The sequence below is a fragment of the Rhizobium sp. 2YAF20 genome, from assembly GCF_052114685.1.
Taxonomy (GTDB): domain Bacteria; phylum Pseudomonadota; class Alphaproteobacteria; order Rhizobiales; family Rhizobiaceae; genus Rhizobium.
Map to the genome: position 1 here is coordinate 97,846 of NZ_JBFRFF010000011.1, position 12,029 is coordinate 109,874.

The 12,029-nt window shown below is 59.8% G+C and carries 7 protein-coding genes, 1 tRNA gene and 1 pseudogene; 1 reads left to right on the plus strand and 8 read right to left on the minus strand.

The genetic code is table 11. From position 1 onward, the window contains the following. Positions 1–21: 21 nt before the first annotated feature. From AB4Z52_RS15820 to AB4Z52_RS15835, 4 genes are all read right to left on the minus strand, one after another. Entirely contained in the window at positions 22–6,261 is a 6,240-nt protein-coding gene (locus AB4Z52_RS15820) for an Ig-like domain-containing protein (RefSeq protein WP_442218876.1), read from the minus strand. 94 nt (positions 6,262–6,355) lie between these two features. After that, positions 6,356–7,459 carry a helix-turn-helix transcriptional regulator gene (locus tag AB4Z52_RS15825; protein WP_442218877.1) on the minus strand — a complete coding sequence of 368 codons (1,104 nt, stop codon included), beginning with the start codon at positions 7,457–7,459 and terminating at the stop codon, positions 6,356–6,358. A 192-nt stretch (positions 7,460–7,651) separates the two neighbouring features. Next, positions 7,652–9,526 (minus strand): flagellin N-terminal helical domain-containing protein, encoded by a 1,875-nt coding sequence (locus AB4Z52_RS15830; RefSeq protein ID WP_442218878.1) that lies wholly within the window; start codon positions 9,524–9,526, stop codon positions 7,652–7,654. A 329-nt stretch (positions 9,527–9,855) separates the two neighbouring features. Then, a complete protein-coding gene (locus AB4Z52_RS15835; RefSeq protein WP_442218879.1) occupies positions 9,856–10,176 on the minus strand; it encodes a hypothetical protein in 321 nt (106 codons plus the stop codon). Between AB4Z52_RS15835 and AB4Z52_RS15840 the strand changes: the two are divergent. Further along, positions 10,176–10,475 (plus strand): annotated as a pseudogene (locus AB4Z52_RS15840) (DDE-type integrase/transposase/recombinase); the annotation flags it as partial. The gene AB4Z52_RS15835 and the pseudogene AB4Z52_RS15840 sit on opposite strands and share 1 nt — an antisense overlap. A 117-nt stretch (positions 10,476–10,592) precedes the next feature. Here the strand turns inward: AB4Z52_RS15840 and AB4Z52_RS15845 are convergent. The 4 genes from AB4Z52_RS15845 to infA form a co-directional block, all read right to left on the minus strand. Continuing rightward, positions 10,593–10,668, minus strand: a tRNA-Phe gene (locus AB4Z52_RS15845). A 194-nt stretch (positions 10,669–10,862) separates the two neighbouring features. Next, positions 10,863–11,075 carry a DNA gyrase inhibitor YacG gene (gene yacG, locus AB4Z52_RS15850; protein WP_442218880.1) on the minus strand — a complete coding sequence of 71 codons (213 nt, stop codon included), beginning with the start codon at positions 11,073–11,075 and terminating at the stop codon, positions 10,863–10,865. A gap of 5 nt (positions 11,076–11,080) precedes the next feature. Continuing rightward, positions 11,081–11,701 carry a Maf-like protein gene (locus tag AB4Z52_RS15855; RefSeq protein ID WP_442218881.1) on the minus strand — a complete coding sequence of 207 codons (621 nt, stop codon included), beginning with the start codon at positions 11,699–11,701 and terminating at the stop codon, positions 11,081–11,083. 69 nt (positions 11,702–11,770) lie between these two features. After that, on the minus strand, positions 11,771–11,989 hold the full coding sequence (infA, locus tag AB4Z52_RS15860; RefSeq protein ID WP_004117876.1) for a translation initiation factor IF-1: 219 nt from the start codon (positions 11,987–11,989) through the stop codon (positions 11,771–11,773). Between the last annotated feature and the right edge of the window lie 40 nt (positions 11,990–12,029).

Below are 12,029 nucleotides of genomic sequence, written 5' to 3' on the forward strand. Positions count from 1 at the left end.
CGCCTGGTCCGCCTCCCCTTTTCAGATCACCAGGAAATCCGCGGCCTGAAGGCTGAGTCCCGGCTGCAGCGTCGCGAAGTGCACCGGGTTACCGCCGGCTGCGCTCCCATTGGCGTCGTAGGTGAGCCAGCCGTTGGTCGGATCGTAGATGATCCGGTCGCTAGCATCCTGAGCCTGCCCCCCTGCGGAGGAGACGAACGCCGCATTGGACAGCGCGCCGACCGCGAGCTGGCTGAACATGCCCGCCGCGCTGCTGAGGACGACGTGGTCGTGTTCGGTTCCGGGCGCGGCCCGGCTGTGGAAATCGGTGATCGTGTCGACCCCCGTCTGGGTGAGGGCGACATTGAACAAGAACTGGTCGTTGCCAGTTCCGCCAGTGAGGAAGTCGCTTCCGGCCCCGCCCGCGAGAACGTCGTTGCCGGCTCCTCCCGACAGGTGGTCGCTACCGACCCCGCCGGTGATGGTATTGTTCAACGCATTGCCCGTCCCGGTGAAGTTCGCGGCCCCGGTGTAGACCAGATTCTCGACGTTGTCGGACAACGTGAAGGTCGCAAGGGTCGTATGGATCTCGTCCGTGCCTTCGCCGGCGTTTTCGATCACCTTGTCTCCCACGTTGTCGACGAAGAAGACGTCGTTGCCTTTCCCGCCGATCATGACGTCGGCCCCTGTTCCGCCATCGAGATGGTCGTTCCCCCGACCCCCGTCGAGAACGTCGTTCCCTGCGCCGCCGGTGAGAACGTTGTCGCCGTTGTTCCCGGTGATGGCGTTGTCAAGCTCGTTGCCGGTGCCGTCGACGTTGCCGTTCCCGGTCAGCACCAGGTTTTCGATCTGACCCAGAACGTGGGCCGACGTCGCCAAACTGAAGCTCAGCGAGGTCCTGACGGTGTCGATTCCGCCTGCCCCTGCGGTGCTTTCGTCGACCGTGTCGTTGAGGTTGTCGACGACATAGGTGTCGTTGCCTGCCCCACCCTGCATGACGTCCTGGCCGCCGCCACCGTCGAGGACATTGTCGCCGCTGTTGCCGACGAGATGGTTGTCCAGCGCGTTACCAGTCGCGTCGATAGACGCGCTACCTGTCAGGACCAGGTTCTCGACGTTGCCGGTCACATGCGAGGAGGCCAGGCTGAAGGAGATGGACGACTGTACCGTGTCGACGCCTCCCGATCCGGCCTCGTCCACCCGGTCGCCGGTGCTATCGACGACATAGGTGTCGTCGCCCGCACCGCCGTGCATGGTGTCGTTGCCGGTCCCGCCGTCAAGCAAGTCGTTGCCGCCGTTTCCAAAAAGCGTGTCGTTGCCGGCGCCGCCGACGAGATGGTTGTCGCCGCTGTTGCCGGTCAAGACGTTGGCGAGATCGTTGCCTGTGCCGTCTATATTGCCCGAACCGGAGAGCGTGAGATTTTCGATAGCCCCGAGAACCGTCGCCGATGCGACGAGGCTGAAGGTGATCGAGGACTGCACGGTGTCGACGCCGCCAGAACCGGCGACCGATTCATCGACGACGTCGCCGACGTTGTCGACCAAGTAGGTGTCCGCTCCGGCACCCCCCTGCATGACGTCCGCCCCAAGGCCGCCGTTAAGAACGTCGGCCCCAGTTCCACCTATCAGATGGTCGTTGCCGCCCAATCCATTCAGCGTGTCGTCGCCCGCGAGGCCACTGATCGTGTCGTCCCCTGCCGTACCGTTCAAGGTGTTGGCACCCGAAGTACCAGTGATGACGGCGCCGCCTTCGGCGACGTCTGTCACGGTGATCGCGACCGCCTGGCCGGTTGAGAAGGTACCGTCGGACGCGGTGACCACGACGTCGTAGACGTTGTTCCCGCCGGCGTCGCTCGGCGCTTCGAAGTCCGGCGCGGCCTTGAAGGTCACGATCCCCGTCGCGCGGTCGATGTTGAACAGGGACGCGTCGACCCCGCCCAGCGTATAGGCGATCGCCCCGAGATTGTCGGCGTCGTTAGCGTTGGCGTCATAGGCCGTGCCGGTGCCGTTCTCGGCGAAGGTCGCGGTCGCGCCCGAAGTAAAGGCGGGTGCGTTGTCGTTGACGTTGGTCACGGTGATCGCCACCGCCTCGTCGGTCGAATGCAGGCCGTCGGAAGCGCTCACGACGATGTTGTAGACATTGTTGCTCCCGGTGTCGGCAGGCGCTTCGAAGTCCGGCGCGGATTTGAAGCTGACAGCGCCGCTCGCCGCGTCGATGTTGAACAACGCCGCGTCCGCGCCGCCCACCGAATAAGCCAACGCACTGAGGTTGTCAGCATCGCCGGCCACCGCCTGATATGCCGTTCCGGCAACGTTTTCCACGACGGTCGCGGTGGTGTCGGAGGTGAAGATGGGGGAGTTGTCATTGACGTTCGTAACGGTCACCGTCAGCAACTGTTCGGCAAAAAGACCCACGCTATCCGTTGCACGAACCAGCACGCTGTAGAACTGGTCGGGGACACCGCCGTTTACATCGGGATTTTCGAAGTCGGGCGCCTTGATGAAGGCGAGCGCGCCCGACTGGCTGTCGATGCTGAAGAGATTGCCGTCGAAGCCCCCGGAAATCGAATAGGTGACAACGTCGCCGGCATCCGGATCAGTCGAAACGACGGTGGTCACGGCATTAATGTTTTCAGCGAGATCGATCGCGACCGCCCCGCCGCCGACTATCGTCGGCGCGGCGTCGACCGGTTGCGCGACCGTCACGTCGAGCGGGATCGAGGCCTGGCTGGTGTTGTTCGCAACGTCCGTCGCGGTGGCGGTAATTGAGTGGAGGCCGTCGATGAGGGTCGCGGTGGTGATGGAGAAGGCGCCACTGACATCTGCAGTGCCTGTACCAAGAACGGCGCTGCCCGCATAGAGCGTTACCGTCGAGCCCGCCTCGGACGTGCCATCAATTCTCACCTGGGTGAAGTTGGTGAGGCCATCGCCAACGGTGCCACTATCGGTCGTGGCGTCGAGCGACAGGGTGGAAGGGGCGGCCGGCGGTGCAGTGTCTATCATGACCATAAGCGCGGGCGAGGCCTGGCTAGTGTTGCCGGCGGCGTCCGTCGCGGTCGAGGTGATGAAGTGTTGGCCGTCCCCGAGGATCGAGGTTGTGATTGAGAAGGCGCCACCAGGGTCGGACGTGCCGGTGCCAAGCAGGGTGCCGCCCTCGTAGAGCGTTACCGTTGCGCCGGCCTCTGTCACGCCACCGATCTGAAGCTGTGCGACGTCCGTAATGCTATCGCCTTTCTGGCCACTGTCCGAAGCAGTCTCTAAGGCTAGCTGCGTCGGGGCGGTCGGAGGCGCCCTATCAAGAGTAAATGAAATGCTGCTGTCGCTCGACAGCCCATACAGGTTCGTCTCCGACGCGGTGATGGTATGGTCCCCATCCGACAGATTGGATGGATTGAATAACCAGGTTCCGTCGGCCGCCACTGTCGTTGTTGCAGAACTCGCGACTCCATCGATCGTGAACCGAACGACAGCATGAGCGACGCCGGTCCCGGCAATGGAAGGGTCGGAGGTCAGTTGATCAGTGGACGAGGAGCCGGTGTCATGGCTGAGCTGCGAAGTTATTTGCGGCGAGGCGGCTAGCGGATTGGTGATCTCGAACAAGACGCCTGTATGTTGAGATTGCAGGCCACCCTCCGCACCCGTACCGAACAGGTTTCCAGATGCGTCAAACACCAAACTTCCGGTCTCTGGAATGCCGGTGCCAGCAATATGGCTGCTGTTCACGTCGAAATATCCCAGCGTAACTGGCGTACTGGCATAGACGGGCGCTGATATCGTGCCGGTGTTGACGATCTCGAACGCCGATCCGAATGGGTGCGCGTCACCGGCGGGTCCCGATCCGAGGCTATCCATCGTGCCGAACAGATCGCCGGCGCTGTCCATCGTCACCCCGTCGTGAAAGCCGCGGAAGGACATCAGCGTGACCGGAGTGCTGCCGTAGCCTCCGCCGGATTTGACGACTTCAAACACCGTCCCGAAGCCGTAGGCGCCTCCTGAATTCGTTGTTCCGAAGATGTTGCCGGAGGCGTCGGTGGTCATTGTCGAGTTCGGGTCAGCCCCATACGCCTGGTGATCCAGATTAAAGAAATTGACGAGAAGGTCGTAAGACGGTGCGTAGTTTGGGGCTATTGGCGATCCGGTGTTGTGGATCTCGTAAACCGCGCCGTAGCTGCCTTGTAACGTCCCGAAGAGGTTCCCGCCCTTGTCGATCGTGACGCCGGCAAATGGCTGAACGAAACTGGGTCCATTGGTTGAAGCGGCGAAATTGACGATGATCTTATATGTATAGCTTGGGTTCGACGATGTGCCGGCGTTGGAAACCTCGAACACGGTTCCCTCGTCGAACAGTCCTCCCTGACTGGAGACGCCGATAAGATTGCCAGCAGCGTCCTGGACCAGTCCCCCGTAAGGAAAGTGGCTGTCTTTCTCATCGGTAAAGCTCACGAGAGTGGTGGGCGTGCTGCTATAGCCGGTGCTGGTCTTGGCAATCTCGAACACCGTGCCGTACTCCGGTGAATTTCCTGCCGTCACTCCGAAGAGGTTGCCGGCCTTATCGATGATCAAGCCGGAGCTTGGAGCATCGAGGAACCCGGTTGACGGAAGTGTCGGAAAGACCGCCACCGTTTGGGGCGGCGTGTTGTAGATCGGATTGAGCGCTGTCCCGCTATTGACGATTTCGTAAACCGCGCCGTTGAGGCTTGTTGTCGTCCCGAAGAGATTGCCCGCCGCGTCGATAGCCAGGTTCTCCAACGGATCCGATACATTGTCGCTAGGAAAGGTCGCCAGTGTCTTGATCTGGCTCGGAGTCTCATCGGGAAAATCGGTAACCAGATTGAAGGTCAGTGGATTGCTGCTCCCGACGTTTCCGGCAGCGTCGGTCTCGGTCGCGACGATCGTATGCTCGCCGTCCGCTTGGCCGAGAAGCACGAGCGGTGCGTAGGTCCAGTCGCCGACGCTGTTCGCCGTTGCCGTGTCCGCGACTGCGACGCCGTCGATCGTAAAGTGCACTACGGCGTTCGGATCGCCGACGCCTTGGATCGTATCATTCGAAGTGATCCGGTCCGTATTGGAAGAGCCGGTGTCATGAGCGAGATCGGCGGTGACTATAGGCGCGACCGTGTCGAGCATGATGGTTAGTGGGGAGCTGCGCTGAATATTGCCGGATCCATCGACCTCGCTTGCCACGATCGTGTGTGGGCCATCGGCAAGTCCGGTCGGAGTGTAATTCCAGGCGCCATTTCTGTCCGCCGTTACCGTGTCGAGAACCGCCGTACCATCAATAGTGAAGCTAACCACCTCGTTTGGGTAGCCTGATCCTAACAGCGCTGGGTTCGAGGTGATGTTGTCCGTTTGGGAAGGACCAGCGTCATGCGCCAGGTTCTCGGTGACGGTCAGGGGTATCAACTCAAGGGTCACGAGGCCGTTCCCGTCGTTTACGCCTGCAACTTCGATTGAGCCGATATCAAGTGCCAGTGGGTTCAGATAGGAACCGCCGCCGCCGCCCTCGCCGGCTCCCCCACCGCCGCCGGTGTAGCCTCCACCCCCCCCGCCGCCGCCGACTGGAGGTCCGAACAAGCTAGCGTTCCCACCTCCGCCTCCACCGAAACCACCGTTCCCCGCAAAAGACTCCAATCCGGGTCCGCCAGCGCCTGCGCCAGCGCCGCCGGTGCCGCCGTCGATGAAACTGGACCCCCCGACGGCGGGGTTGGAGGGATCTCCACTGGAGCCGCCGTCACCGTAGAAGCCCCCGCCGCCTCCACCGATACTGCTGTTGCTATTGGACAGGCCGAAACCGCCGTAGCCGACAGCGCCGGCGGCGGCGCCGTCAATCGTCCCTGAAAAGTATTCAGTGCTTGCTCCGCTTCCCGCTACTCCACCAGGCAGTCCAATTGCCGAATGGCCATCGCCATCGACGTAACCTCCCCCGCCACCACCACCAGCAACCACCAAGGGGGTTGGAACATTGGTGGGATCATCTGGACCGCCGGTCAGCACCACGAGCGTGCCGCCGCCGCCGCCACCGCCGTAAGGCGAAATAATCTGCACACCGTCACCCACGCCGACGTCCAGGTGCCCGTCGCCACCCTCGCCACCCACGAGAACTTGCAGGACGTCGCCCGCCTGCAGGAAAAATTCTCCGCCAGTCTCGCCTCCGGCTCCTCCCGCGCTAAGAGAGGTTGCGCCTGCCCCGCCTTGGGCGCCAAGGGTCATGATGTCATAGACGCCTGTGAATTGAACGGTATAGGTGATGACCCCTTGGGTGTAGCCAAACTGGGTTGTCATTCGCTTTACTCCGCTGGACGGTGGATGTTCTGAAACACTACGCCGATGTCAGAAGATCCGAATGACCCAATTGGGCCATCCCATTTCTCAAGGTTCAGAGGAATCCAAGGGGCACCACGATGCTGACCAGTGCGGCAACCATATCGGTCTGGCTGTTGACTCCCAGTTTCACGAAGATGCTCTTTAGCTGGTTGCGTACGGTCTCGTAGGAAAGACCTGCTCCGATGGAGAGATCGTGCAGCTTGTGTCCGTTGGCGAGCGCATGGGCCAGCCGGGACTCGGCGGGAGTGAGGTGGAAGAGCTTCTGAAGTAGTTCCGGAGGAGGCGCCTTTCGTTCGATAGGGTCGAAGAGCACCACCAGTGTCTGACATGGAGAAAGGAGGTCGATCGCGCCGCCCCTCGCCGGAGTGACGAAGGCGATGATCGGAGCGCTGTTCGGGCGAGCGATGGATATCGGGTGAAGGAGGTCGCTGCCAGGTTCCCGCGAGCAGACGGCATGGATCGCGGCTCCAAGAGCGCGTGTCGCCGTGGCGTCACGGCACACCAGGCGTTTTCTGGAGATTTGCAGGTCGCCGCAGACAAGACGTTCCGCCGCCTGGTTGATGAGGACGACGTCGCCCTGTCGGTCCAGCATGACGACGGCTCTGCCGGAGATCTCGAACGCCTCGAGCGCGGCTTCCGCCTTTGCAAACCCGAGCGCGCTTCCGACAGCTACCACGGAGGAAATACCCTGCGACAGTAGCCGAAGCCGCGCGACCTCCTCTTCATTGAACGGCCCTTGATCTTCGGAGCGCTGGATCGACAGCGCCCATTCGTCGTGAACTCCAGCCACATGAACCCCCGCAAACCACTTCAGGCCGAAGGGCCGAAGCCAATCCTGATAGTAAGGATGGTGACGTATGAGGTCGGGACTTATAAAATCGAGGTCCGTCGCGACCCGTTTCTTGCGCATTGTGCCGACACCCTTGAACCGGATGTCGCGATCGACCCACCCGTCGCCGATATAGGCGTCGATGGCTTCCTTGAAGGACGGAGTGGTCTGAAGCTTGGTGAAGGAGCCTTTCAGAGGTACGATGACAGCGCCGACGGCACCGAGATGATCGCTTGCGACCTCGAGCGCATGCTGCCACTCCGCACTCCCTTGTGCGGCTTCTGAGAACGCCATGCAGACGGAACTCAGATTCCAGTCGGCGGCCATAATGTCCCCGATTCCAAGGGCCGGTTGTCTCGGCATTCCCCCATGCGGAAGCTAGTCGAAAGGCAACAGCGATGCAACTTATACGAAATGGGTATGCTCTTGACGCCGGTACCGCGCGCTTTCCCATCAGCGATTCGGTAGGCGGCCGGTCGTCGTGCAAAACGTTGCCAGTTGTCGGAGCGTACCCGGCCTTCATGCGCTGAACAAAGATAATATCGCCTGCGGGTTTTGGTTGGCAACCTGAAGCGACTGCAGAGCGAGCTGCTGCTGTGTCTCTAGCGCCGTCAACCTGCTGGACTCCTGCTCCATGTCGGCGTCGACAAGTTTGCCAATGCCGCTTGCCAGTGAATTCTGAAGTACGTCTGCGAAATTCGACTGCATGTCGAGACGTTGCTGGAGCGAACCCAACCTGGTCGCGCCAGCGCGAACCTTCGACATGGTGATGTTCATGTAGTCGATATATTTGTCTATCAGGTCCGGGTTCTGCTCGACGTCGATATCGAGAATATTGAAGACCGAGCGGGGCTCGTTGCTGACGCGTACGTTGTTGAACGCGATACTGGTACCGCTTCCAAATTGCCGATCGATCGCCGGGTCTGACTTGATGATGACAGTCGTCGGTGATGTCGCATCGATAACCAGACCGGGCCAGTCGGCATCGAGCAAAGAATGCATCAGAGTAGCCATGTCATCTGAAGTCTCGACTTTCCCATCGTTCCTGTTCAGTACGCTATTGATATAGGTGCGGTTGAAGGAATAGGACTTTGTGGGCGGTCCATTGACAGAAAAGTCGAAACTTATGTCGATCCCGTCCTTGTTTCCCCCGTCGGTAGCGTCGATGAAGGTCTTAAAATCCAACGCCATTCCCGACCCTCGCGAACCGAAAGCGGAATCCTCCTTCAGGCCGCCGGTGCCCACGCCAACGCTGTTGAGGTTGGATATCTCGACATAGGAGCCGAAACCGTGGGCCTGCTGGAGCGTCGTGATAGTCATCAGTTCGGGACTATGGACCCAGTTATTGGAGCCGGGAGGATCGTACATATTGTAGGACGCGTTGACCGATGCACCTTGCGCTTGGAGCTTTAGATTGAGGACCCCCGCGAACTGGGTGTTCGTCGATACGATCCCGCCGAGGGTCGGATCGTATGCATCGACATCAGCTTTCGTGATCACTATGGATGGAGGGGTATACCCGCCGTAGTATGGGCCGGGGAGATTTTCGAAGTCCGCTCGCGTGTCGCCGCTGCCGTAGTTTTGCGGGTTGGAGGCTTCCTTGTCTAGGGTAATGTCAAAGCTGATCTGTGCCCCCGGAGTGTTGAAATCCAGAGGCGATCCGACCGGGAAGGAGTCGAGCGCGAAGATGCCCGCGCTACCGCCATTCCCGTTGGGCGCCATCCAGCCAGACGACCCGTTGACGCCATCATAGGAGGTAAAATCACCTCCGATGGGCTGGGTGAGATCAAGTATCCGCATTCCGCCGATGGTGCCGACGTCTCGCGCATCCGCCTGAAGCAAGCCGCCCCCGGTGCTGTTGAACAGTGACAGCCTCGACAGGTCTACATCCATCTTATCTACCGACACGCCGCCTTGTGAATTCCTGACGAAGGACGAGACAAGGGAAGTCGTGGCCTGCGCGCTGTCGTAGATGTCCGATAGACTGGTATTCAACCAGTCGACGCCATTGAAGCCGGAAGACGCGGCGATGCTCACCATCTGTTGTTTAAGCTGGTTCAGCTCGTCCTGGATCTTGCCTTTGTCGACGCCATCCTCCTTGGCGGCGACGAGCTTCGTGTTGAACTTATCAAGGACGCCGATGACGGATTGCATGCCTTCATAGGCCGTATCCACCGTTGCCTGCCCAAGGCCAATCGCGTCCTTAATAGCTGATATCGACGACTTGTCCGATCTCATGGTCGTGGCGATGGCCCAGTAGGCGGCGTTGTCCTTCGCCGAAGAAATTCGGAGCCCAGAACTGACTTGCTGCTGCGTCTTCGCCAGATTCGAATTCACGCCTTTCAGCGTTTGCAAGGCGGCGAGCGCCGACAAATTGGTGAGGATGCTGCTCATGGTGGCGGCTCAATGAATCCGTGATGTGGGGGATGCTCATCATGAGCCGACTGATGCCGCCATACAACCCAAACATGGTTAAAATAGAGTTAAAAGCAAATCTAGGCTGAATATATCGAACAATAGGAACACACAAAGTTGTATTTTAGAACTCATTCCTTTAGGGAAAGGCGAATCCCGCTGCCTTCGCTTGCTAACTTTCGTTTGGGTAGGGCCGATTAGTTTCCCTTAAGCGGAGGATTCGCCGTTGTTCACACACTAGCTGTGATCGATCGCGCCTGGCTAGGCATCGATGGGCAGCGAATCCTACATCCGCGCAATCCACTCCCTCAAATGGAATGCAGCTCGATATTTCGATCGACGACCAATTCGGCGGTCAAGCGCATCAGCCGGTGCTTCTCTCGGGTCAATAACTGCTTCACAGCCTTCCACTCTCGCGCTAGGATCGCATCGATCTCGGCCCTGATTTCAGGCGGAGATCTGTAGGATTCGCCGATGCGGGAGCGATCGGCGTCAAACCGAGGAATCTTGCCTAATCCAAAACTGGCGACCATTCGCGTCGCGAGGTGAGCAGCTCGGTCGAGATCGCTACCTTTGATCCCGCCAGCACCTATCGAGCGGCTGCCTTGCAGAACCTCCTCGGCCGCCATACCCGCTGACGGTCACCGACCAGGCGTCACGTTATATTCTCGCCTGTGAAGCCTTCGAGTCGACCCGCGAAAACCGTCTTTGATGCTTTCCGCCGGCTGTTTGTCGAGCGCGGCTTGCCAGCTGCCATCAGAGCGACAACGGCTTGCCGTTTGCCAGTCCGAACGGCCTCTACAATCTGTCAAAACTGTCGGTGTGGTGGCTCAGGCTTGGCATCACGCTCGAGCACATCGGGCCTGGCCGTCCCCAACAGAACGGCCGGCATGAGCGCATGCATCCGACGCTCAAGAAAGTGGCCACCATATCGACCTGGAGCAGAGGCCTTTGCAAACCATCGACAACCCGTTCGGCACGAGGTTGTCACCCATGTCTTAGGTACGATCTGTTACCTATGTCTTCGGTATGGACCAGTGAAAAATGGTGCCCGGAGGCGGATTTGAACCACCGACACGCGGATTTTCAATCCGCTGCTCTACCAACTGAGCTATCCGGGCATCTCTGCTTCGTCCCTGAAGAAAGCCCCCTTGAGAGGCCTGGGGATGTTGGTTTCCCCCGGAAGCGAGGCGGGTTATAGCATCTTGTCGGAGCATGTCCAGCGTCAAATGATAGTTTTTTGACAGGAAATGAGTGATCGATGATTGCGCAATGAATTGAAGAGCTTCGCTGCTAAAACGGCCCGCGAAAGAGCCTATTCCTCGTCGTCGTAATCTGCCTTCTTCTCATCGTCGACAACAGGAATGGCGTAGGAACCGTTCAGCCAGCGGGAGAGATCCGCCTCACGGCAGCGGTCCGAACAGAACGGATAATGCTCGCGAGCGGACGGTCTGCCGCATTCTGCACAGGCGCGCGTCTTGCGCAGCGGCTCGACTTTCGCACCGAGTTTTATCCCATCATGTGTCATGACGATCATCCTTCCTGCCAGTGGGCATGGACGTCGAAGCCCTCCCCTGTCAGGAGAAGCATGGTCTCGTACAAGGGAAGCCCAACGACATTGGTATAGGAGCCGACAAGCTTCTGGACGAAACCGCCGGCGAGACCCTGTATCGCATAGGCACCCGCCTTGCCGCGCCATTGGCCCGAGGCGAGATAGCCTTCTATATCCGCGCTGGATAGCCGTTTGAAGCGAACTTTTGTTTCAACGACTTTCTGTCGCAGCTTGCGGTCCGGTGTAATAAGGCAGATGCCGGTGTAGACCCAATGGCTGCGGCCGGACAGAAGATGCAGCGCCGAGGAGGCCTCATCGACGAATTCTGCCTTGGGCAGAATGCGCCGGCCGACGGCCACGACCGTGTCGGCAGCCAGGACATAGCTTCCAAGCCAGGCCGGGTCACCCTTGAGTGCTGCAAATGCCGCCTCTCCCTTTTCAGCCGAAAGCCGCCGCGCAAGTGAGCGCGGATGCTCCGATTTGTTGGGGCTTTCGTCGATATCCATCGGCATCAGGCGCGCCGGATCGATGCCGGCCTGATGCAGGAGATCGACACGCCGCGGCGAGCCGGAGGCCAATATCAGCTTGTGTTTCAGCGCCATGGACCCTCGAGCATCGCAGTCGGAAAGACGGAGCCTGATTGTTGGAAACCGCCGGCTTGGAGTTCAATCCTATTTGAAACGATAGGTGATACGGCCTTTGGTCAGGTCGTAGGGTGTCATTTCGACAAGCACCTTGTCGCCGGCAAGAACGCGGATACGGTTCTTGCGCATGCGGCCGGCCGTATGGGCGATGATTTCGTGCTCATTTTCGAGCTTGACGCGAAAAGTCGCATTCGGCAGCAATTCGGTGACGACACCGGGAAACTCTAGAACTTCTTCTTTCGGCATTGAATGCTTTTCTTCCTGTCGGTTTGAAGCCGGGGCTGGG

Bases quoted from the DNA above. Each gene is read 5' to 3' on its own strand.
- AB4Z52_RS15820 (WP_442218876.1), bottom strand. From the start codon at position 6,261: ATGACAACCCAGTTTGGCTACACCCAAGGGGTCATCACCTATACCGTT.
- AB4Z52_RS15825 (WP_442218877.1), bottom strand. From the start codon at position 7,459: ATGGCCGCCGACTGGAATCTGAGTTCCGTCTGCATGGCGTTCTCAGAA.
- AB4Z52_RS15830 (WP_442218878.1), bottom strand. From the start codon at position 9,526: ATGAGCAGCATCCTCACCAATTTGTCGGCGCTCGCCGCCTTGCAAACG.
- AB4Z52_RS15835 (WP_442218879.1), bottom strand. From the start codon at position 10,176: ATGGCGGCCGAGGAGGTTCTGCAAGGCAGCCGCTCGATAGGTGCTGGC.
- yacG (WP_442218880.1), bottom strand. From the start codon at position 11,075: ATGACACATGATGGGATAAAACTCGGTGCGAAAGTCGAGCCGCTGCGC.
- AB4Z52_RS15855 (WP_442218881.1), bottom strand. From the start codon at position 11,701: ATGGCGCTGAAACACAAGCTGATATTGGCCTCCGGCTCGCCGCGGCGT.
- infA (WP_004117876.1), bottom strand. From the start codon at position 11,989: ATGCCGAAAGAAGAAGTTCTAGAGTTTCCCGGTGTCGTCACCGAATTG.